Genomic DNA, 21,533 nt, shown 5'->3' with positions numbered 1-21,533 from the left:
GCCGAAGGAAGAAAGCGCGTGCGTGGGCGGCGTGGCGGCTGACGCGGTCGCCAAACGCGTCTTCTGCGAACCCTCTGCGTCTTCTGCGTTTGGGAGTCCGCTCCCGCTCCCCCTCGCGTCCCGCTGAGTTCGCGCCGGTAGAATGCCGCTTTTAACAGCGTCCTCTGTCCATGTCCGCCTGGCTGCTGCCGGATCACATCGCCGACGTCCTGCCCTCCGAGGCCCGGCACATCGAGGAGCTGCGGCGCCAGTTGCTCGACACGGCGCGCGGCTACGGCTGCGAACTGGTGATGCCGCCGCTCCTGGAACACCTGGAGTCGCTGCTCACGGGCACCGGCGAGGCCCTGGGCCTGCAGACGTTCAAGCTGGTCGACCAGCTCTCGGGCCGCACGCTCGGCCTGCGGGCCGACACCACGCCGCAGGTGGCCCGCATCGACGCCCACCTGCTCAATCGCGAAGGCGTCACCCGCCTTTGCTACTGCGGCCCGGTGCTGCACACGCGCCCCGACCGCCCGCATGCCAGCCGCGAGCCGCTGCAGTTCGGCGCCGAGATCTACGGCCATGCCGGCCTCGAGGCCGACCTCGAGGTGCTGCTGCTCGCGCTGGACTGCCTGCGTGCGTCGCAGGTGAGCACCTTCACCGTGGATCTCGCCGATGCGCGCATCGTGCGCTCGCTGCTGCAAGGTGTCGCCGTCGACCCCGATGTGCTGCGGCAGGTGCATGCGGCCCTGGCGACCAAGGATGCGCCCGCGTTGGCGCAGCTCACGCGCAACTTCCCCGCGCCTTCTCGCGAGGGCCTCGCGGCGCTCGTGCAGCTGTACGGCGGCCCTGAAGTGCTGGCCGAGGCGCGCAAGGTGCTGCGGTCGACGCCGGCGATTGCGCAGGCGCTGGAGCAACTCGACTGGCTGGGGCAACAGCTGGCGGGCGCCACCGTGAGCTACGACCTGGCCGACCTGCGCGGCTACGCTTACTACAGCGGCATGCGCTTTTCGATCTACACGCCCGGCGCCGGTGACGCGCTGGTGCGCGGTGGCCGCTATGACGAGGTCGGCGCGGTGTTCGGCCGCAACCGTCCTGCCGTCGGCTTCTCGCTCGACGTCAAGCAACTGGTGGGCGTGGTGGCCAAGCGGCCGCTGAAGGCCGCCGTGCGCGCGCCGTGGGGCGACCAGCCCGCGCTGCGCGAGGCCATCGCGCGGCTGCGCGCTGCGGGCGACACCGTCGTCTGCATGCTGCCCGGCCATGGCAACGAAGTGGACGAGTTCCACTGCGATCGCCAGCTGGTCGCCGACCGCGGCCAGTGGGTCGTGCGTTCCCTCTGAACTTTTCTCTTTTCCTCTCTTTTCCATGAACAAGACAACCGGTCGCAACGTCGTCGTGGTCGGCACCCAGTGGGGCGACGAAGGCAAGGGCAAGCTGGTGGACTGGCTGACCGAGATGGCGCAGGGCGTGGTGCGCTTCCAGGGCGGCCACAACGCGGGCCATACGCTGGTCATCAACGGCGTCAAGACGGCGCTGCACCTCATCCCCAGCGGCATCATGCGGCCCGGCGTGAAGTGCTACATCGGCAACGGCGTGGTGCTGTCGGTGCAGAAGCTGTTCGAGGAGATCGAAGGGCTGGAGAAGGCCGGCGTCGAGGTGCGCTCGCGCCTTCGCATCAGCGAAGCCTGCCCGCTGATCCTGCCGTTCCACGCGGCGCTGGACGTCGCGCGCGAGACGCAGCGCGAGAAGGGTGGTGACGAGAAGATCGGCACCACCGGGCGCGGCATCGGCCCGGCGTACGAGGACAAGATCGCGCGCCGTGCGCTGCGCGTGCAGGACCTGAAGCACCCCGCGCGCTTCGCCGAGAAGCTGAAGGTGCTGCTCGACCTGCACAACTTCGTGCTGACGCAGTACTTGCACGCGCCTGCCATCGACTACCAGCAGACGCTGGACGAAGCGCTGAAGCTGGGCGAGCGCCTGCGGCCGATGATGGCCGACGTGTCGCGCGAGCTGAACGAGGCCAACAAGCACGGCGACAACCTGCTGTTCGAGGGCGCGCAGGGCACGCTGCTCGACGTCGACCACGGCACGTATCCCTATGTGACGTCCAGCAACTGCGTGGCCGGCAACGCCGCCGCGGGCGCGGGCGTGGGGCCGGGCATGCTGCACTACATCCTGGGCATCACGAAGGCGTACTGCACGCGCGTCGGTGGCGGGCCGTTCCCGACCGAGCTCGATTGGGCGACGCCCGGCACGGTGGGCTACCACCTGTCCACCGTGGGCGCGGAGAAGGGCGTGACCACCGGACGTTCGCGCCGCTGCGGCTGGTTCGATGCCGCGCTGCTCAAGCGCAGCGCGCAGGTCAACGGCCTCTCGGGCCTGTGCATCACCAAGCTGGACGTGCTGGACAACATCAAGGAGCTGCAGCTGTGCACCGGCTACGAGCTCGATGGCGAGCACATCGACATCCTGCCGATGGGGGCCGACGAGATCGCGCGCTGCAAGCCGGTGTACGAGACGCTGCCCGGCTGGACCGACAGCACCGTCGGCGTCACGCAGTACGACGACCTGCCGGTCAACGCGCGCCTGTACCTGCAGCGCATCGAGCAGGTGACCGGGGTGCCCATCGACATCATCTCGACCAGCCCCGATCGCGACCATACGATCATGATGCGCCACCCGTACCTGGCGTGAGCGGACACAGAGGACACCAGACATGTTGACGGAAGACGGCAAGCACCTGTACGTGAGCTACGACGAGTACCACAACCAGATCGAGAAGCTCGCGATCAAGGTGTACCAGTCGGGATGGAAGTTCGACACCATCCTCTGCCTGGTCCGCGGCGGCATGCGTCCGGGCGACATCCTCTCGCGCATCTTCGACAAGCCGCTGGCCATCATGTCCACCAGCTCGTACCGCGCCGATGCCGGCACGATCCAGGGCCACCTGGACATCGCGCGCTACATCACCACGCCGCGGGGCGAGATCGCGGGCAAGGTGCTGCTGGTCGATGACCTGGCCGACTCGGGCGTCACGCTGCACAAGGTGGTCGACATGCTGCGCAACAACTACAAGCCGATCACCGAGCTGCGCACCGCGGTGATCTGGACCAAGGGCCTGTCCACCTTCCAGGCCGACTACTCCGTGGAGTTCCTGCCGACGAACCCGTGGATCCACCAGCCCTTCGAGACCTACGACAGCATGGGTCCGGAGAAGCTGCTGGAGAAGTGGAAGATCTGAGGCGGGGCTGATCGCCGACTGAACACCAAGCAACCGGACGCAGAGGACGCAAAGGTTCCGCAGAGGACGCAGAAGAACCCACGAGCATCGGATCGGATTCCTTCTGCGCCCTCTGCGAAACCTCTGCGCCTTCTGCGTCCGGTTGTTTGGTTTTCCCCCGGCTACGATGCGCGCATGACATCGCGCAAGGCCACCGAGCTCATTCACCACCCCTACGTCCCGCCGCCCGGGTTCGCGGCGCCGCAGGTCGGGGTCTACAAGGCTTCCACGGTCATCTTCCCCAGCGTCGCGGCCCTGCGTGCGCGCGACTGGCGGACCAAGTCGGGCTACACGTACGGGCTGCACGGCACGCCCACCACGTTCCAGCTCGAGGAACGCATCGCCACGCTGGAGGGCGGCAAGCACTGCCTGCTGGTACCCAGCGGCCTGGCCTCGATCGCATGCGTGAACCTCGCGCTGCTGCGCGCCGGCGACGAGGTGCTGTTGCCGGACAACGTCTACGGGCCCTCGAAGGCCATGGCCGAAGGCGAGCTCACGCACTGGGGCATCACGCACCAGCTGTACGACCCGATGGACCCGGGCGACCTGCAGCGCAAGCTGTCGGACCGCACGAAGCTGGTCTGGGTGGAGGCGCCGGGCTCGGTCACGATGGAATTCCCGCCGCTCGCGCATCTGGTCCAGCTGTGCCGCCAGCGCGGCATCACGACGGCGCTGGACAACACGTGGGGCGCGGGCCTGGCCTTCAACGGCTTCGATCTCGGGACCGGCGCGCGCTCCACGACGGGCAGCGGGGCCGACATCGTGGTGCATGCGCTGACCAAGTACCCCAGTGGGGGCGGCGACGTGCTCATGGGCAGCGTCGTCACGCGCGACGACAGGCTGCACGAGCAGATCAAGCTCTCGCACATGCGCCTGGGCTGGGGCGTGGGCGCGAACGACGTCGAGGCGGTGCTGCGTTCGCTGCCGAGCCTGGTGGCGCGCTACCGCGCGCAGGACACGAGTGCCCGCCAGCTGGCGGGCTGGCTCCGGGGCCGGCCCGAGGTGGCGCAGGTGCTGCATCCGGCGTTGCCCGGTTCGCCCGGGCACGAGCACTGGCAGGCACTCTGCGGCGACGACGGGTTGGCCGCCGGCCTGTTCTCGATCGTGCTGCACGAACGCTATCCCTCCGCGCGCGTCGACGCGTTCTGCGAGGCGCTGGCCCTGTTCAAGCTGGGCTACTCGTGGGGCGGACCGGTGAGCCTGGTCGTGCCCTACGACGTGCATGCGATGCGGCCGGCGGGCCGCTGGCCGCATCGCGGGATGCTGGTGCGCCTGTCCATCGGGCTGGAAGAAACCGACGCGTTGCGCGCCGACCTGGAGCAGGCCTTGCGCACACTCGGCTGAGTGGCTTGCTGGACCGCGCCGCGTTTTGCCTTACAGTGGGCAGCATCCCCCTCAACCAACGGAAGGCGCTGTGGCCACACCCAACTACGGATACGAGAAGCGCCAGAAGGAACTCGCGAAGAAGCGCAAGAAGGAGGACAAGCTGCGCGCCAAGGCCGACCGCAAGGCCGGGCTGGTTCCGGCGGCCACCGACGACGACCAGCCGCCGCAGGACGGCGAGGGCGCGGCCCCCGAAGCTGCGCCACCCCAGCCCTAGGCTCAGCGCGAAGGCGCGTTCGCCTCAGTCGTTGGCGAGCAACTCACCCGCCACGGCCTCCATGGCCGCCATCGAGCGGTCGCGCGGTGCCACCTTGTGTGCGGTGCCCACCTGCTGGAAGTTGCGCCGGATCGAGGCCGAATAGCCCGGATCGTAGTGGCGCTCCAGGAGGTCGCGGAACACCTCGCGGAACTGCCCGGCGCCCACCTTGTCCTGCCAGTCCTGCACCACCGACGCGCCGCGCAATTCCGCCAGCGCCTGCAGCCGCCCGCAGAAGTAGTCCGGGTCGCGCACGAACCAGGCGTAGTCCTCCAGCAGCAGGTCCACGCGCTCTTCCAGCGACAGGTCCACCCACACGCAAGGGCTGGCACGCATCGCCTGGATCAGCGACTCGGGCACGGTGACGTTGCCCACCTTCTTGCTCTCGCTCTCGACGTACACGGGCCGCGCCAGGTCGAAGTGGCGCAGCTGGTCCCAGATGCGCATGTCGAACTGCTTCTGGCTCGGCTGCGTGTCGCCGGGCATCAGGCCCAGCACCGAGCCGCGGTGCTGCGCCAGCCCTTCGAGGTCCAGCACCTGCGCGCCCTGGGCGGCCAGTGCCTGCAGCAGGCGCGTCTTGCCCGACCCCGTGAGGCCGCAGATCACGCGGTACTGCAGCCGCTGCGCCAGCACGGGCAGGTCGGCCAGCACCGCACCGCGGAACGCCTTGTAGCCACCCTGGATCAACGTCACCTTGAAACCGATCTGGTCGAGCAGGTCGGCCAGCACGCCCGAGCGCTTGCCGCCGCGCCAGCAGTACACCAGCGGCTGCCACTCGCGCGGCTTGTCGACCACCTCACGCTCGATGTGGCGCGCGATGTTGGCCGCCACCAGGCCGGCGCCGCGCTTGCGCGCCTCGAACGGGCTCACCTGCTTGTAGATGGTGCCCACGAGCGCGCGTTCCTCGTCGTTGAGCGAAGGCCAGTTCACCGCGCCGGGCAGGCGGTCCTCGGCGAATTCGGATTCGCTGCGGGCGTCGATCACCTGGCTGAACTCGGCCAGCCGGGCCGCCGCCTCCGCGGCCGGGATCGCGCGCACGGTCAAGGCTTCGTGCTCCGTGTTGCGGCGCGTTCCTTCGCGACCGCGGCCTTGGCGCCAGCCTCAGGCGCCGCCAGCAGCTTGCGCAGCTCGGGCCAGACGTTCGCGAGCAGCTGCGGCTGTGCCTGCTCGGTGGGATGGATGCGGTCGGGCTGGAACAGCTTCTCGGCGTCGGGCACGTCGGCCACGCCGCGCAGGAAGAACGGGACCAGCGCGGCCTTGAACCGGCGCGCCACGTCCCCGTACATCGCGCTGAACTTCGCGCCGTAGTCGGCGCCGTAGTTGGGCGGCATCTGCATGCCGAGCAGCAGCACGCGCGCGCCGGCCTGCTGCGCGGCCTGCGTCATCTGCGCCAGGTTGTCCTGCGTCATCGCGAGCGGCAGCCCGCGCAGCGCGTCGTTGGCGCCGAGCTCGACGACGACGACCGAGGGCTGGTGCTGCTTGAGCAGCGCGGACAGGCGCGAGCGACCGCCCGAGGTGGTATCGCCGCTGATGCTGGCATTGACGACACGGGCGTCGATCTTCTCGTCGTGCAGCTTGCGCTCCAGCAGCGGCACCCAGCCGGTGCCCCGGCGCAGGCCGTATTCCGCGCTGAGCGAGTCGCCCACGACGAGGATGGTGGCCGGCGGGGCGGCGAGCGCATGACCCGCGAAGCCGAGGGCGGCCGCGGCCGCGATAAAGTCCCTGCGCTGCAATCTCAACCTCTTGTCTTGTTCGGAGCCTGATGCCGGATCCCATCGTCGCCGTGGACCACGTCCACAAGTCCGTGACCGACTCGACCGGCACCCTCGACATTCTCCGTGATATCGATTTCTCGCTGGTCGCGCGGGAGACCGCCGCGATCGTGGGCGCGTCCGGCTCGGGCAAGAGCACGCTGCTGTCGATCATCGCGGGCCTGGACACGCCGACGCGCGGCACCGTGCGCCTCGACGGCGAGGACCTGTTCGCGCTGGACGAGGACGATCGCGCCGCGCTGCGCGCTTGCAAGGTCGGCTTCGTGTTCCAGGGCTTCCAGCTGCTGGGCAATCTCACCGCGCTGGAGAACGTCATGCTGCCGCTGGAACTGGCCGGCCGCCGCGATGCCCGCCGCGCCGCCGGCGAGATGCTGGCACGTGTGGGCCTCGGCCAGCGCCTGGGCCACTACCCGAAGGTGCTGTCGGGTGGCGAGCAGCAGCGCGTGGCGCTGGCGCGCGCCTTCGTCGTCGAGCCCGCGGTGCTGCTGGCCGACGAGCCGACCGGCAGCCTGGACTTCGCGACGGGCGAAACCGTGATGGACCTGATGTTCGAGCTGAATCGCGAACGCGGCACGACGCTGGTCCTGGTGACCCACGACCGCGCGATCGCGCAGAGATGCGAGCACCGCATCACGATCGAGGCGGGACGGGTGGTGGCTTGAGGAAGCAGGAAGGCGGACAGCCGAACGCGAATGACGCGAAAGACGCGAAAGAACGCGAAAGGAATGAGACATGACGGTGGTACGACGCCCAGCCACGTTCTGCGCCACTGTCCCTCACCATTCACCTGCATTTCTTTTGCGCCTTTCGCGCTCTTTCGCGTCTTCTGCGTTCGGAAGTCCGCTCCCGCATTCCCGATAATCCCCCCATGTCCGCCAAAGTGCTTTTCGGCTTCCACGCCGTCGGCGTGCGCCTGAAGACGGCGCCGCAATCGGTCATCGAGGTCTACTACGAGTCCACGCGCAAGGATGCGCGCATGCGCCAGTTCCTCGATCGCGCGCGCGACGCCGGCGTGCGGCTGATCGAGGCCGACGCACTGCGGCTGGCCAAGCTGGCCGGCAGCCATGGCCACCAGGGCGTGGCCGCGCGCGTGGAGCCGCTGCCCGAGGCGCGCTCGCTCGACGACCTGCTCGATGCCGTCGAGGGGCCGCCGCTGTTGCTGGTGCTGGACGGCGTCACCGATCCGCACAACCTGGGTGCCTGCCTGCGCGTGGCCGACGGCGCCGGCGCGCATGCCGTGATCGCGCCCAAGGACCATGCCGTTGGCCTGAATGCCACGGTGGCCAAGGTCGCCAGCGGTGCCGCCGAGACGGTGCCTTACTTCATGGTGACCAACCTGGCACGCACGCTGGGCGAGCTGAAGGAACGCAACATCTGGTGCATCGGCACCAGCGACGACGCGCCGCGCACGCTGTACGAGGCCGACCTCAAGGCGCCCGTCGCGCTGGTGCTCGGCGCCGAGGGCCCCGGCATGCGGCAACTGACGCGCAAGACCTGCGACGAGCTCGTCTCGATCCCGATGCGCGGTGCGGTCGAGAGCCTGAACGTCTCGGTGGCCAGCGGCATCTGCCTGTACGAGGCCCTGCGGCAACGCTCATGACGCTCGCGACGGTGCGCGGCTGGGTGCGCGATGCAAGCCGCATCGCGCTGCTCTCCGGCGCGGGCATGAGCGCCGAGTCCGGCGTGCCGACGTTCCGCGATGCGCAGACCGGCCTCTGGGCGCGCTTCCGGCCCGAGGACCTCGCGACGGAGGATGCGTTCCGCGCCAATCCGGCGAACGTCTGGGACTGGTACGCCATGCGTCGCGAGATGGTCGCGAAGGTGGCTCCGAACGCGGGCCACGCCGCGGTGGCCGCTTTCCAGCAGCGGCATCCAGGGCGCCTGACCGTCGTCACGCAGAACGTGGACGGATTGCACCAGCGTGCGGGCAGCCCTGGCGTGCTGCCGCTGCACGGGAGCATCCTCGAGGACAAGTGGCTCGATGCACCGCGGCCCTGCTGCATCGCCCAGCCACCGGTCGAAGGCCATCCGCCACGCTGCGCCGTCTGCGGCAACCTGCGCCGCCCCGCCGTGGTGTGGTTCGGCGAGATGCTGCCGGTCGCCGTGCTCGCGGCGGCCGAAGCAGCCGCGCACGCCTGCGACCTGATGCTGGTCGTGGGCACCAGCGGCGTGGTTCATCCCGCCGCGGGACTGGCGCGCGCCGCGGCCGGCCGCATGGTGGTCCTCAATCCCGAACCCAGCGATCTCGACGACGCCGCGCAGGCGGTGCTGCGCGGGACCGCCGCGACGCTGCTGCCGCAGCTCCTGGACGACAACCCATGAACACTCTCCATCGAATGGCGGCGCTCACCATTGCCGCGCTCGCCGCCACCACGCTGCTCTTGTCCTCCTGCACCAAGGAGCAACAGAACAAGCTGGGTCGTGGCATCCAGAACTGGACCGGCACCAACGGCGTGCTGGAGATGTACGCCGGCGACAAGCTGGTGCGGCGCTTCCTGCACATCGACAAGCTGTCCACCGCGCAGGCCACCGACGATGCGTCGCAGCCGCGGGCCTATCGCTATGGCTACGGTGTCCTCGACGAGAACCTGAACTTCGCCGAGGACCCGGGCGAGAAGCGGGTCTACTTCGAGATCGGCGAACACGCGAACTACGTGTTCTTCGAGAACCCGCGCTGAGCGCTCAGACCAGCCCGAACCACCCCAGCAGGGCGCCCGCGCCCAGCAGCCACAGCAGGTGGATCTTGGTGCGCCACACGATGATCGCCGTCACCCCCGTCACCAGCCACAGCGGCCAGTCGCGCAGGTTGTAGGTCGCGCCCGTGGCCAGCACCCAGCCGGTGGCGATCAGCAGCGCCACCACGATGGGCGCCATGCCCTGCTTGAACGCCCGCACGCCGCGCAGGTCGCGGTTGCGATGGCCCCACTGGGCCGCCAGGTAGGTGAGGGTGGTGCTGGGCAACAGGATGCCCACCAGCGCCAGCACCACGCCCAGTGCCGCGAGTCCGAAGCCGCCGGCATTGAGGCCCACGTTCCATCCCATCAGCGCGACGAACAGCACATTGGGCCCGGGCGCTGCCTGCGCGATGGAGACCGAGGCACTGAACTGCGGGTCGGTGAGCCAGTGGCGCTCGTCCACCAGGTAGCGGTGCATGTCGGGTGCCGTGGCGATCGCACCGCCAATCGACAGCAGCGACAGCAGCATGTAGTGCGCGAACAGGGACAGCCAGTCGGCCGCCGACATCAGGATGGTGTGCGCCATCTCAGGGCTTCCCCAGCTTGTGCCACGTGAGCCAGCAGGACAGGCCGCCCAGGCCCGCCAGCACCCAGGCCAGCGGCAGCCGCAGCACCGCGATGGCGATGAAGGTGGCGATGCCGAACGCGATGCAGGCCGCCAGGCCCAGCGGGTGCGTGCGCAGCGCCACCAGCAGCTTGAGCCCGGTGGCCGTGATCAGTCCGGCGGCCACGGCGCCCATGCCGCGCAACGCATTGGCCAGCTGCGGGTTGTCGGCGAAGTGCGAGTAGAGCAGGGCCAGCACGAGCACCACCACCAGCGGTGCCAGCAGGATGCCGGCGAGCGCGGACATCGCGCCGCGCAGGCCGAAGTAGCGGCCGCCGATCATCAGCGAGAGGTTCACCACGTTCGGCCCGGGCATGATCTGCGCCACGGCCCACTCCTCGACGAACTCGTCGCGGGTCATCCAGCGCTTGCGCTCCACCAGCTCCCGCTGCACCACCGCCAGCACGCCGCCGAATCCCTGCAACGCCAGCAGCGTCATCGAGACGAACAGGTCGGTGCACGATTGCGGCTGGTTCCGGCCCGCGCCCGGCGGTCCCGAAGGTGGCGGTGTCATGCGTCGATCATAGAGGGCTCATCCATGCGCCCGGGGTCAAGGACTCCGAACGCGCATCAACGCAATCGCAGTTCCCAGGTCTCGCCCACCAGCTTCTGCCCGTACGCATGCAGCGGTTCGCTGGACACCAGCTGGAACCCGCGCGAGGCGTAGATGGCCCGGGCCGCCGCGAGCTGGCCGTTGGTCCAGAGCACCATCTTCCGGTAGCCCTTGCCGCGCGCGAACGCGATGCATTCGTCGACCAGCCGCCCGCCCAGTCCGAGCCCGCGCGCATGCGCCGAGAGGATCAGCAGCCGCAGCTGGGCGACGGTGGCCGACTTGCGCACCACGAACACCGAGCCGACGCGTTCGCCATCCAGTTCTGCGATCCAGCCCTTCTCCCAGTCCGGGTCGAAGGTGCGCAGGTAGCTGGCCGCGACCTCGGCGACCAGCGCCTCGAACTCTGTCGTGTAGCCGTACTCGCGCGCATACACCTCGCCGTGCTGCTGCACCACCCAGCCCAGGTCGCCAGGCCGCGGATCCCGCAGGAGGACGGTGCGCGCAGCGGGCGGCTCCAGATCGCCCAGGGCGCGCTGCAAGGTCTGCATGGCGGCGACGACGCGATCGCGCTGGGCGTGCGGCAACGGCGCCAGCATGGCTTCGGCTTCATCGTGTGAGCGTTGCTGCAGCGGCGCGAAGGCGTCACGGCCCGCGCGGGTCAGCCGCAGCAGGCTCTGGCGCGCGTCGGCCGGCGAGGGCGCGCGCTCGAGCCAGCCGCGCTGCTCGAAGCGCCGCAGGATGCGGCTCAGGTAGCCGGCGTCCAGCGTCAGTCCGCGCCCGAGTTCGCTGGCCGTGGGCTGGTCGTTGTGCGCCAGCTCGTAGAGCACGCGCACCTCGGTGAGCGACAGCTCGCCACCCAGGTACGGGTCGAGCACGCCGATGCGACGCGTGTAGAAGCGGTTGAAGCCGCGCAGCGCCTGCACCTGCGCGGCTGCCACGGGCGGTTGGGCTGCCGACATCCTGTCATCGTCAAGCAATTGCTTGACGGCGTCAAGAATCGGAGATCCGCGACGTCAGGCGTGCAGCGCGGCCCGGCCGCTGGCGGCGAACGGTTGCCAGCTGTCTTCGGGCTGCGCGAGCCGGTGCGTGACGATCTCCAGCACCTGGGGATGCATGGCCAGCTCTTCGTGCCGGTCCCCGCCACCTCGATGTGCTCGCAGTCGACGCCGTCGTGGTCGGCGCACTGCTGCCAGCGCACCACGCCATCGTCGCGGCTGTAGATCGACGTCGACGGCACTGGCGGCCGCTGGCGCAGGCGCTGGCGCACGGCCAGCGGCATGCGCTCGGGACCGCTGTCCAGCATCGCGACCAGCGGACATTGGCGCTGGGGATCCGCGGACGTGTTGAAGGGCGTGCCCAGCGTGATCACCTGGCGCACCAGCGGATTGGCGCGCTTGGCCAGTTCGCGGGCGTAGATGCCCGACAGGCCCCATCCCAGCAGCGTCACGGGCACCTGCGTCGCCTCGAACACGTCGATCACGCATTCCTCGAGCTTGCGCAGCCAGCGGTTCAGGCCCATCGCTCCAGGGCCGCGGTCGATGCCCTGTCCCCAGTCGTGTGGCCGGAAACCGGCCTGCGCGAGCAGCGCCCGCAATGCCGCGGTGCTTTCCGGCCCGGTGCCTTCGCGCGGGAACACGAGCACCGGCTGGCCTTCGCCTTCGTAGAGCCGCGCGCCGTCTTCCGTGACGGTGTGCGCCGGCGTGCGCTGGAACAGCTGCCGCAAGGCCGCGCGTGGCGCGTCGAGCCGCGGAATCCCCAACCCTGGCACCAGCAGACCGACTTCCGACATGCGCGCCTCCTGAACGACCTTTGAACGCGAGCCGCGATGCTAGGGAGCGCGCGAGGCGCGACCGTTGGGAGGGAAGGCTGTTACACGGTAGGACAGGCCCTACGTGCTGTCACAGTCAAAAAAGCCCCCGGACCTTTGATGGGCCGGGGACAAGCAGCCGGGGGAAGAAACTTGAAAAAAAACCCGGCCGATGCGTTGGATCGTGGCACGGGGCCGGGGTTCCTGCGACAACGAAAAGCGTGCCGGGGCGTTGTCCTACATCCGGTCGAGCGGAGCCGCCGAACAATCGATCGCACACGGACGAGCAGGGCAGTCATGGAACGCATCACCGGTCCCCACCACGGCTTCTATATCGCCAGCTATGCCAGCGAGACCGGCGCGTCCACCGAGGGTTACCTGGGCTACGCCAAGATCTGCCGTCGTCGACCCGAGAGCTACTGGGATGCGAACTGCCTGGTGAAGCTGTGCGGCGAAGGGCTGCACGCCGATCCGCAGCATGCGCTCGAGGAAGCGCAGCAACGCGCGCTCGAGCAGTTGCGAACGCTGCTTCCGTCGCCCGAACCAGCCGTTGCTTAGGGGCGTTGCGTACGCCTCTACCACAGCTCAGCCATACCACTCGACTCGACCGCGTGAATTAGTCACGCGATCGCCGCCCAATGCGGTTGGCTTGGCCTTTTCGCTCGCACGGAAACGGCTCGCTCTGTAGGATTGCACCGACAAGAGAGGACATGCATGTCTGATTTATCGGTCAGTACCCAACCCCGTTCCGAATTCGACAACGACGAGCAGCCGTCCGACAGCAGCCTGTGGCTGTCGATCAAGAAAGCCGCCGCGCGTCTTTCCGACTGGTTCGTGATCCAGAACACCGCCATCAAGCTGCTGGTGGTGGCCGTGGTCCTGTTGATCCCGGCCACCGGCATCTACTCGCTCGTGCTCATGCAGCGGCAGGCTGCCGTGGCCGAGCAGGTGCGCAGCATGGCCGGTGCCTCCGAAGGCGTCGCGGCCTTCAACGACAAGCTGCCGGTCGAGTTCGGCACCGGCTCCCTGCTGAGCTTCCTGCAGAACCACCCGATCGAGCGCATCACGGTGATCTACAAGCCGCTGATGTGGAACGTCTCCGAACGCGTCGTGATCGTGGAAGCGCAGGGCAAGCAGTACGCCTACTACCCGTCCGACATGGAGACCAAGATCTTCTCGGACAAGGCCGTGTCGGCGCCGTGGAGCGGCAAGCTCACGTTCGTGCCGCGTTCCGACCTGGCGCCCAGCAGCGTGCTGCTGCTGGAGAAGCTCGACCAGGGCTTTGCCGGCGCCCGTCCGCAGTCCGAGAAGGACGCGTGGAAGGCCGGTGTCTCCGGCGTGCTCTCCGCGGCGCTCACGCTGGGACTGCTCGGCTTCCTGGCGTTCCAGCTGAAGGGCCAGTTCAAGGCGCTGAAGTTCATCGAGCCGGCGCAGGTGAACGGCTCGCTCGGTGACCTGGTCGGCATGGACGACATCAAGCGCGAGGTCGCCCAGATCAAGGACCAGTACATGCGGCGTGCCGAGTACGCGGAGTACGGCATCAACAAGCCGTTCAACGTGATGTTCAGCGGCCCGGCCGGTACCGGCAAGACCAAGCTCGCCAGCTACCTGGCCAAGGAGCTGAACCTGCCGATCCTGTTCCACTCCGCCGTGAACCTGGAGACCGGGTACGTCGGTGGCGGCGCCAACACGCTGTCGCGCATCGTGGCCATGGCCAAGCGCCGCAAGCGCTGCATCGTGTTCCTGGACGAGGCGCAGGACCTGTTCATGAAGCGCGGTGGCCACCGCAAGTTCGACGACGACACGCAGAACATGCTGCTGGCGGTGCTGGACGGCGTGCGCACCAAGAACGACGCCGAGATCATCTGGATCGTGGCCTCCAACTTCAACAGCGAGCAGATGCAGATGGACGAAGCCATGCTGCGCCGCTTCCAGATGAAGGTGGACTTCCGCCTGCCCAACCGCGAGGAGCGCCAGTCGATCATCGCCCACTACCTGTCGCAGCGCGCCGAGAAGGTGCTGCCCGACCTGGACCTGCGCCACCTGGTGGAGATCACCGAGGGCCGCAGCCCGGCCGACCTGGAGACCATCGTCAACCAGGCAGGCATCACCGCGGTGCAGGCCGGCCTGATGATCGGTGCCGACACGCTCATGCAGGCCGCCGAGCGCGTGCTGGTGGGCAACGTCAACACCAACACCACCAAGGAGCGCGAGCGCGATCGCCGCATCATCGCCATCCACGAGTGGGGCCACTTCCTGGTCGACTTCGAGCACGAGCGCAAGAAGGCCGGTGGCAACTGGGAAGGCATCCTGGCCGAGATGAAGACCATCAAGATCTCGCTCAAGGCCAACCCGCGCAACAACGCGCTGGGCTTCGTCTTCCACAAGCAGGGGGCCAACCTGCTCAAGACCAAGGGCGACATCGAGCACGACGTGCGCGTGCTGCTGGGCGGCATGGCCAACGAGGAGCTGTTCTTCGGCGAGGAAGGCACCACCAACGGCGCGCACAACGACATCACGCGCGTCACCAAGCTGCTGCACCACGCCGTCGGCGAGATGGGCATGTACCGCAAGACGCGCCTGAATTTCGGCGCCCTGGCGCATGAAGGCAGCAGCAAGGCCGTGGACGAGGAAACGCGCAGCATCATGGAAGCGCAGAGCGAGCGCCTGTACGGCGAGACCAAGGCCTTGCTGTCGCGCCTGAAGCCGCTCACCGAGCACCTGGCAGGCAAGCTGATGGATGCCGGCGAGATGAGCCTGCGCGAGGCGCTGAACGAGATCCGCGCGTTCGAAGCCGCGTGCTTCACCTTCAACACCAAGGTGGGCCTGGCCAGCTGATCGCTGCTGGCTCAGCCATTCACCAGAAGGCCGGCTCTGCCGGCCTTTTTCATGGCCGCGGCAACCGTGACGGGGTGCGCACAACCGGACAAGTGAAGCGCCGCGCTCCCCTCGAGTTGGCATTGCTGAGTTTTGTGCGATGGCATGATCGGCCGCTATGTTGGAATCCGATGTGCAGCCCAGCGGGCTGCCTGCGGGCCCCGCGACTCACGCGACTGCTTCCGCTCCCCATTTCCCCGCAACGTTCGTCTGGTCTGCCGACCACCAGGGACAGGTCCGCCGCCCACTGCCGGGCCTCGAAGATTTCACCGGCTTGTCCTTCGCCCAGTACGGCGGTGACGGCTGGCTCGACGCCTTGCATCCGGACGACCGCGTCCGCGTGGCGCGCGCCTGGCAATCCGGCGTCCAGACGTGCGGCACCGTCGAGCTTGCGTACCGGCTGCGCCGGCGCGACGGCGCCTGGCGCGACGTGGTCGCGCACGCCGCGGCCATGCAGCAGGACGGCCGGGTCTGCGAATGGGTCGGCGTCTGCGTCGATGTCACCGCCAGCCTGCGCGACGAGGCCGCCCTCAGGCACAGCGAGGAGCGCCTGCGCTTCCTCGACCGGCTGGGCCAGGCAACGCGGCATCAGACCGATGCGAACGCGGTGATGGAGGTCACGGCGCGCCTGCTCGGCGAGGCGCTCGGGGCGACCCGCTGCGCCTATGCCGACGTCGATGCCGACAGCAACCGCTTCACCATCCGCAGCGACTGGTCGATGACGGGCATCGAGAGCAGCGCCGGCGTCTATTCGCTCGAGCTGTTCGGGCCGCGCGCCACCGCCAGCCTGCGCCGCGGCGAGCACCTGGTGGTGGGCGACGTGGATGCCGAGCTGGGCGACGAAGGCGGCGCCCGCATGTTCAACGCGATCGGCATCAAGGCCATCATCTGCTGTGGCCTGGTCAAGGATGGCCGGCTCGTCGCGATGATGGCGGTGCACCAGTCGCAGCCGCGCCAGTGGACGGCACGCGAGGTCTCGCTGGTGCAGGACGTGGTCGAGCGCAGCTGGGCGCACATCGAGCGCGTGCGCGACAGCGCGATGCTGCGCGAGCAGGACCGGCGCAAGGACGAGTTCCTCGCCACGCTGGCCCATGAACTGCGCAACCCGCTGGCGCCGATCAAGTACGCGGTCTCGATGCTGCGCCTCGCGCCCGAGCCGCAGGCGCAGGCGCGCGCGCAGGGAGTGATCGACCGGCAGGTGAGCCAGATGGCGCGCCTGATCGACGACCTGCTGGACCTGTCGCGCATCAACCAGGGGCTGATCCAGCTGCAGCGCGAGCCCGTGCGGCTGCGCACGCTGCTGGAGCGTGCGGTGGAAACCGCGCGTCCCGCCATCGAGACGGCGCGCCACGAGCTGGTGGTGCAGTTGCCGGACGAGGACCTGATGCTGCTGGCCGACCCTGCGCGCATCATCCAGGTGATCGGCAACCTGCTGAACAACGCGGCCAAGTACACGCCGGATGGCGGCCGCATCGAACTGGCGGCGCGCCGCAGCGGTGACAAGGCCGTGCTCGAGGTCGTGGACAACGGCATCGGCATCCCGCCCGACCAGCAGGACCGGCTGTTCCAGATGTTCAGCCAGCTTGACCCGCAGGCGTCGCGCGGCAAGGGTGGCCTGGGCGTCGGCCTGGCCCTGGTGCGCACGCTGGTGCAGATGCACGGGGGCGGCGTTCGCGTCCACAGCGATGGACAGGACGAGGGCACGCGCGTGACGGTCGACCTGCCTCTCGCCGAGCAGCGCACTTCCGCCACTTCGCGCCACGACGCGGGCGGTGCGGAGGCGGGCGCGGGCAGCCGCCGCGTGCTGGTGGTCGAGGACAACAAGGACGGTCTCGAGACCCTGCTCGCGCTGCTGGACATGCTGGGCTATGAAGTGGCCGGCGCCGGCGACGGGCGGGAGGCCCTCGAGCAGGCGCGGCGCTTCCGCCCCGACATCGTGCTGCTGGATCTGGGGCTGCCGGTGATGGACGGGCTCGAGGTCGCCCGCGCGCTCCGCGCGGACGAGGCCTTCGCCGACGTCTTCATCGCCGCGCTCACGGGCTGGGGCGCGGAGGCAGATCGCCGTCGCACCGCCGAGGCCGGCTTCGACGCGCACCTCACGAAGCCCGTCGAACTCGCCGCGCTGGAAGACGTGCTCGCGCGATCCACGGCGCGCGCCGACTGATCGCATTCAATGGCCCGGCCGCGGAGGCAGGGTGGGCCGCTGTCCGCGTCCGTCCTCGCCGTCGCGCAGCGGCTGCTGCTGGCCGGCGCCGGGACGCGGGTTCTGGGCCTGCCGGCGCAGCATCTCGGCCAGCGCGCTGCTGGAGCCCTGGCCGCTGCGGCTGCCCGGCGCGGCGTTGCCGCGCGGACCCTGCTGCCGCGCGACTTCTTGGGCGCGCCTTTCGTTGTCGGTTTGGACCGGGTCATCACTTCTGTCATTCCGGGGACCAGCTTAGGGAGCCCCACAGTGCGCTGCGTGTAGGACGGTGCTGGGAGGCGGCGTGGAGCGTCGCCCCACTCGCTGCTCACGCACGCGCCAGCAGTGCACGGTCCTACAGTCGGGCCCGGGTCCGGCTCACCTGCGCCTGATGCGTCCTCCGATGCGGACCGCGAGCGTGCGCACCTACGCTGTGGCCACGCAGCAAGGAGGCGCAACCATGTCGGAAGACAAGGGCCGTTCGGCCGGTTGGGAAGAGATCCAGATCAGCCTGGAACACGAATGGGAGAAACGCAACTGGATGCAGTGGCTGGGCTGCAGCGAGAAGGAACTGCAGCACGCCGTCGAGTCGATCGGCGCGGATCCGGACAACGTGCGCCGGTTCCTGCGGCAGGCGCGCTGAGGGTTGCTGCGCGCGAAAGCGCGTGACGCGTTTCACACGGTTGCAGGGTTGCCGGACTTTTGCACGGGCGTTGCACCTCGCCCCGGGGCCGCTGCCTAGCATGGGTCCATGCGCTATACCCGTGAAGAGTACGCGAACATGCAGGCCGTGCAGCGCCGTGTGGCGCGCGCCGAAGCGGACTACGCCCGTTTCCGTGCGGCCTACCTCGAGATCGCACAGAACGAGCCCGACCACGAAGTGGCCCTCGCCATGATCGGCGCCGACATGAACCGGGCTCACGCCTACCTGCAGGCGCTCATCGGGCTGCCACCCACGCCCTTCGAAAAGCAGCCCAGCGTGGTCGTGATGCGCGAGGCCCGGCGCCTCGCGGAAGAAAAGAACCGCTGAGACAGACTTCGTGGCCCCGCCACGGCCGCGCCATTCCTAGAATGGCCGCTTGCCCACGGACGACCTGACCCCCGACCGCCTGCTGCTGCCCGAAGCGGCCGCGCGCCGCCTGCTGCTGGTGCAGGCCATCGACCAGGTCGACACCCAGGGCCGCCTGGTCGGAACCACGGAGCGCGAGCGCATCGAGCAGGACGCGCTTGCGGCCACCGGGGATCCGGGCCGCGGCCAGGCCGTCGATGCGCGCGCGTGGCTGCTGGCCCGCGCCGACCGGCTGCTGGACCTGGTGTCGCACCGCCAGCCGCGACTGGCGGCGCTGGCGCAGCAGCCGTCGTGGCAGCACTGGGCCGGCTGGCTCCTGCCGCTGCTGGCACTGGTGCTCGGTGGCTTCATCGACCGCATCGACAACCCCAAGCAGGTCAACCTGCTGTCGCCGCCGCTGCTGGCCTTCGTGCTGTGGAACCTCACGGTCTACCTGATCCTGCTGGTGATGGCGTTCTGGCCGCATCGCAAGCCCCGGCCGCCCTCGTCGTCGTCCTGGCTGTCGCAGTTGCTGGAGCGGCGCACCGGCGGCCTGCGCGGCGACGTCGCGAAGGCGTTCGGCCTCGCCTGGTTCCGGCATGCCGGTCCGCTGGAAGGCCAGCGGTGGCGCCGCATCATGCATACCTGCGCAGCGGCGTGGGCCGTCGGCGTCGCACTGTCGATCGTGGCGGGTGGCCTGGTGCGCGAATACCGGGTCGGCTGGGAAAGCACGCTGCTGGACCTGCCTCAGGTGCATGCGCTGCTGCGCGCGCTGTTCGCGCCGGTCGTGGCCCTGCTGCCCATCGAGCCGTTCAGCCAGGCCGAACTGGCGCGGCTTCATTTCGGCTCGGGCATCGATGTCGGGCGCCTGGAGGCGCGTCGGTGGGTCGGGCTGTACGTTGCGCTGCTGGGCGTGCTGGTGGTGCTGCCGCGCACGCTGCTGGCGCTGTGGGCCGCGTTCGGCCAGTACCGGCTCTCGCGCGCCATCGCCATCGACCTGCGCACGCCGGACTTCGTCGCGCTGCTCGGGCGCATCCGGCCGGCGCGCGTGCGCCTGGGCGTGCACGTGCTGCCCGGCGCCGACGCGCAGGTGCTGCAGGTGGTGCTGTCGCAGGCCGGCGCGCAGGCCAATCCGCATCCGCCCGCCGGCCGCTGGACCGTGCTGGACACGCCGCGTGGCGACGTGCTCGTCTGCGAGCCATGGCTGCCCGCGGGCGCAGCACCCTTCGGCGTGCAGGGCTGGCTGGCGCGGTTCCGCGCACGCGCGGAGGACCATGGCGCCGAGGCGCCGGACGTGGTCCTGGTGCTGGGCGATGCGACGGCACTGGCTGCGGCCGTCGCTCCTCTCAAGGCCGCGGCCACGCCCGTGCTCTGGATGTCCGCGGTGCGCGGAGCCGAGGGGCCGGCCACGGCGCTGCGGGGCGCGGGCCTGCGCGTCGCCATCGTTCCGCTCACCGATCTGCCCACCTGGCACGAGGATGCCCAGCTGCGGGACACGATCGGCCCGCTCCTGCCGCGCCACATGGCGCCGGGATGGAATCGACTCTCGGCCTTGTGGTCGCAGCATGCGCACGCGCGCCTCGGGCGCGCGATGCACGCGGTGGCCGAGGAACTGCTCGCCTGCGCGCGCGACACGCAGCCGCTGGAGGTGCAACCGCTGGGCGTGCGGCAGCTCGTGGTGCGCGGCGAGCGCGACGCCAGCGAGGCGGCGCGGCAGGTCGCGACCGCAGCCCTGGTGGCCCGCGTGCGCGAGCGGCAGCAGGCCACCGATCGCCACCTGCTGGCGCTGCATGGCGTCGATGCAGGACAGGCCGCCATCGACCATGCGCTGCCGGGCGAGGTCCGCGTGCACCACGCGGTGGACGAGGCGCAGAGCGGCCTGGCCGGCGCAGCCAGCGGTGCAGCCATGGGCGCGGCGGTCGACCTGATGACGGGCGGCCTCACGCTCGGCGCGGCCAGCGCCCTCGGCGCATTGGTGGGAGGCGGTGCGGCCCTGGTGGCCGCGGCATGGAAGAACCGTGCCGGCCAACCCGGCGCGTCCCTCGTGATGCTCGACGAGCGTGTGCTGCTCGGCCTCGTGGATCTGGCGCTGCTGCGCTACCTGCGCGTGGCCCATGCGGGCCGCGAAGTCGCGAGCGACGCCGGCTGGCAGGACGCCGTGCGCAACGTCACCGAGGCACAGCGGTCCGAACTGCGCGAGCTGCTGGCGCAGGCGCGTTCAGCGAAGGAAGGGGATGGCGCGGCCGGCACGCGGCTGGCCGACGCGCTGGGCCGCCTGGCACAGCAGGCGCTGGTGCGCCTGCACGGCCAGCGGTCCTGAGGACACTCAGGGCTTGCGGATGATCTTGTCGACGCCGGACTTGACGTCGCCAACCTTCTTCTGGACCTTGCCCTCGGTCTTGTTGGCCTGTCCCTTCGCTTCCTGGTCGCGATCGTCGGTGGCACGGCCCACGTGCTCCTGTGCCTTGCCCGCGATTTCCTTCAGCTTGCCCTTGGCCTGGTCGGTGTTCATGGAAGACTCCTTTCGGTGGTGATGCTCCCAAGGTAGTCCCGCACCGCGGCCGCGCAAGCAAGTGCAGGGCGACGCTGCCCGTGCGGTCTGGACTACAGCCCCGCTGCGCGCAGCGGCCGGGCATGGCGCTTGCCGTCTTGCTGGAGCGATTCGCATCGCGAGCCACGAACGTCACCAAGCAAGGAGTCAACATGCGTTCCACTTTCCTGCGCCTCGGCGCGCTCACCAGCCTCTGCGCGGCCACGGCGCTGCTCGGCGCGTGCGCGGGCGATGCCCGTACCTCGTCGGGCAACTCGGGCTATGGCAGCTACGGCAGCTCGTCCAGCAGCGGCAGCTCGATGGGATCGAGCAGCTCCTCCACCAGCACGCCCAGCGCCGGCAGTTCCACCAGCACGGATCCGGGACGCAGCAGCAGCGGCTCGATGAAGGGATCGCCCAGCGGATCCTCGTCGGATTCGGGCAGCGGCTCCAGCGGCAGTTCGTCGCGCTGAGCCACGCGGGCCTTGCGGCCCGCCATTGCAAATCCTGCCGTCAGGGATGCAGCCCGC

The 21,533-nt window shown here is 69.5% G+C and carries 23 protein-coding genes; 16 read left to right on the top strand and 7 right to left on the bottom strand.

What is annotated here, in order from left to right; all coding sequences use genetic code 11:
- The first annotated feature begins 170 nt into the window (after positions 1 to 170).
- From ACPWT1_RS17145 to ACPWT1_RS17125, 5 genes are all read left to right on the top strand, one after another.
- On the top strand, positions 171 to 1,319 hold the full coding sequence (locus tag ACPWT1_RS17145) for an ATP phosphoribosyltransferase regulatory subunit (RefSeq protein WP_427912351.1): 1,149 nt from the start codon (positions 171 to 173) through the stop codon (positions 1,317 to 1,319).
- 25 nt (positions 1,320 to 1,344) lie between these two features.
- Positions 1,345 to 2,673 carry an adenylosuccinate synthase gene (locus ACPWT1_RS17140; protein ID WP_427912350.1) on the top strand — a complete coding sequence of 443 codons (1,329 nt, stop codon included), beginning with the start codon at positions 1,345 to 1,347 and terminating at the stop codon, positions 2,671 to 2,673.
- 22 nt (positions 2,674 to 2,695) lie between these two features.
- Positions 2,696 to 3,220 (top strand): phosphoribosyltransferase, encoded by a 525-nt coding sequence (locus ACPWT1_RS17135; protein ID WP_427912349.1) that lies wholly within the window; start codon positions 2,696 to 2,698, stop codon positions 3,218 to 3,220.
- Positions 3,221 to 3,394: 174 nt separating this feature from the next.
- A complete protein-coding gene (locus ACPWT1_RS17130; RefSeq protein WP_427912348.1) occupies positions 3,395 to 4,603 on the top strand; it encodes an aminotransferase class I/II-fold pyridoxal phosphate-dependent enzyme in 1,209 nt (402 codons plus the stop codon).
- Between the two features lie 70 nt (positions 4,604 to 4,673).
- Positions 4,674 to 4,859: a hypothetical protein gene (locus ACPWT1_RS17125; RefSeq protein WP_427912347.1), complete on the top strand. Its 186-nt coding sequence runs from the start codon at positions 4,674 to 4,676 to the stop codon at positions 4,857 to 4,859.
- A 24-nt stretch (positions 4,860 to 4,883) separates the two neighbouring features.
- Here the strand turns inward: ACPWT1_RS17125 and mnmH are convergent, their stop codons facing one another.
- A complete protein-coding gene (gene mnmH / locus ACPWT1_RS17120) occupies positions 4,884 to 5,942 on the bottom strand; it encodes a tRNA 2-selenouridine(34) synthase MnmH (RefSeq protein WP_427912346.1) in 1,059 nt (352 codons plus the stop codon).
- Positions 5,939 to 6,631, bottom strand: coding sequence for an arylesterase (locus tag ACPWT1_RS17115; protein ID WP_427912345.1), 693 nt, complete (start codon positions 6,629 to 6,631; stop codon positions 5,939 to 5,941). The genes mnmH and ACPWT1_RS17115 overlap by 4 nt, the downstream gene beginning before the upstream one ends.
- A gap of 29 nt (positions 6,632 to 6,660) precedes the next feature.
- Between ACPWT1_RS17115 and ACPWT1_RS17110 the strand changes: the two genes are divergently transcribed.
- From ACPWT1_RS17110 to ACPWT1_RS17095, 4 genes are all read left to right on the top strand, one after another.
- The gene (locus tag ACPWT1_RS17110) at positions 6,661 to 7,332 is read left to right on the top strand and encodes an ABC transporter ATP-binding protein (protein ID WP_427912344.1); all 672 of its coding nucleotides are present in this window, start codon (positions 6,661 to 6,663) and stop codon (positions 7,330 to 7,332) included.
- A gap of 206 nt (positions 7,333 to 7,538) precedes the next feature.
- Entirely contained in the window at positions 7,539 to 8,270 is a 732-nt protein-coding gene (gene rlmB, locus ACPWT1_RS17105; protein ID WP_427912343.1) for a 23S rRNA (guanosine(2251)-2'-O)-methyltransferase RlmB, read from the top strand.
- On the top strand, positions 8,267 to 8,992 hold the full coding sequence (locus tag ACPWT1_RS17100; protein WP_427912342.1) for an NAD-dependent protein deacylase: 726 nt from the start codon (positions 8,267 to 8,269) through the stop codon (positions 8,990 to 8,992). The genes rlmB and ACPWT1_RS17100 overlap by 4 nt, the downstream gene beginning before the upstream one ends.
- The gene (locus ACPWT1_RS17095) at positions 8,989 to 9,348 is read left to right on the top strand and encodes a hypothetical protein (RefSeq protein ID WP_427912341.1); all 360 of its coding nucleotides are present in this window, start codon (positions 8,989 to 8,991) and stop codon (positions 9,346 to 9,348) included. Before ACPWT1_RS17100 ends, ACPWT1_RS17095 begins: the two co-directional genes overlap by 4 nt.
- Positions 9,349 to 9,352: 4 nt before the next feature.
- Here ACPWT1_RS17095 and ACPWT1_RS17090 read toward each other — a convergent pair whose 3' ends face one another.
- The 3 genes from ACPWT1_RS17090 to ACPWT1_RS17080 are packed head-to-tail and all read right to left on the bottom strand — an operon-like array spanning position 9,353 to position 11,521.
- Positions 9,353 to 9,931 (bottom strand): chromate transporter, encoded by a 579-nt coding sequence (locus ACPWT1_RS17090; RefSeq protein WP_427912340.1) that lies wholly within the window; start codon positions 9,929 to 9,931, stop codon positions 9,353 to 9,355.
- Between the two features lies 1 nt (position 9,932).
- Positions 9,933 to 10,523, bottom strand: coding sequence for a chromate transporter (locus tag ACPWT1_RS17085; RefSeq protein WP_427912339.1), 591 nt, complete (start codon positions 10,521 to 10,523; stop codon positions 9,933 to 9,935).
- A gap of 56 nt (positions 10,524 to 10,579) precedes the next feature.
- Complete coding sequence (locus ACPWT1_RS17080; RefSeq protein WP_427912338.1) at positions 10,580 to 11,521, bottom strand: bifunctional helix-turn-helix transcriptional regulator/GNAT family N-acetyltransferase; 942 nt, start codon at positions 11,519 to 11,521, stop codon at positions 10,580 to 10,582.
- A gap of 191 nt (positions 11,522 to 11,712) precedes the next feature.
- Between ACPWT1_RS17080 and ACPWT1_RS17075 the strand changes: the two genes are divergently transcribed.
- The 7 genes from ACPWT1_RS17075 (at position 11,713) to ACPWT1_RS17045 (ending at position 20,793) form a co-directional block, all read left to right on the top strand.
- Complete coding sequence (locus ACPWT1_RS17075; protein ID WP_427912337.1) at positions 11,713 to 12,375, top strand: hypothetical protein; 663 nt, start codon at positions 11,713 to 11,715, stop codon at positions 12,373 to 12,375.
- A gap of 291 nt (positions 12,376 to 12,666) precedes the next feature.
- Positions 12,667 to 12,927: a hypothetical protein gene (locus ACPWT1_RS17070; RefSeq protein WP_427912336.1), complete on the top strand. Its 261-nt coding sequence runs from the start codon at positions 12,667 to 12,669 to the stop codon at positions 12,925 to 12,927.
- 156 nt (positions 12,928 to 13,083) lie between these two features.
- Positions 13,084 to 15,207: an AAA family ATPase gene (locus ACPWT1_RS17065; protein ID WP_427912335.1), complete on the top strand. Its 2,124-nt coding sequence runs from the start codon at positions 13,084 to 13,086 to the stop codon at positions 15,205 to 15,207.
- Between the two features lie 157 nt (positions 15,208 to 15,364).
- Entirely contained in the window at positions 15,365 to 17,410 is a 2,046-nt protein-coding gene (locus ACPWT1_RS17060; RefSeq protein WP_427912334.1) for an ATP-binding protein, read from the top strand.
- A 475-nt stretch (positions 17,411 to 17,885) separates the two neighbouring features.
- Positions 17,886 to 18,068, top strand: coding sequence for a DUF3606 domain-containing protein (locus ACPWT1_RS17055; protein ID WP_427912333.1), 183 nt, complete (start codon positions 17,886 to 17,888; stop codon positions 18,066 to 18,068).
- A gap of 108 nt (positions 18,069 to 18,176) precedes the next feature.
- The gene (locus ACPWT1_RS17050) at positions 18,177 to 18,455 is read left to right on the top strand and encodes a hypothetical protein (protein ID WP_427912332.1); all 279 of its coding nucleotides are present in this window, start codon (positions 18,177 to 18,179) and stop codon (positions 18,453 to 18,455) included.
- A 49-nt stretch (positions 18,456 to 18,504) separates the two neighbouring features.
- Positions 18,505 to 20,793: a DUF3482 domain-containing protein gene (locus ACPWT1_RS17045; protein ID WP_427912331.1), complete on the top strand. Its 2,289-nt coding sequence runs from the start codon at positions 18,505 to 18,507 to the stop codon at positions 20,791 to 20,793.
- Between the two features lie 6 nt (positions 20,794 to 20,799).
- Here ACPWT1_RS17045 and ACPWT1_RS17040 read toward each other — a convergent pair whose 3' ends face one another.
- A complete protein-coding gene (locus tag ACPWT1_RS17040) occupies positions 20,800 to 20,985 on the bottom strand; it encodes a CsbD family protein (RefSeq protein ID WP_427912330.1) in 186 nt (61 codons plus the stop codon).
- 307 nt (positions 20,986 to 21,292) lie between these two features.
- Positions 21,293 to 21,502: a hypothetical protein gene (locus ACPWT1_RS17035; protein WP_427912329.1), complete on the bottom strand. Its 210-nt coding sequence runs from the start codon at positions 21,500 to 21,502 to the stop codon at positions 21,293 to 21,295.
- Positions 21,503 to 21,533: the final 31 nt, after the last annotated feature.

This window comes from Ramlibacter sp. MMS24-I3-19, assembly GCF_050320135.1.
Classification (GTDB): Bacteria; Pseudomonadota; Gammaproteobacteria; order Burkholderiales; family Burkholderiaceae_C; genus Ramlibacter.
This window is presented reverse-complemented; position numbering and strand designations above follow the sequence as displayed.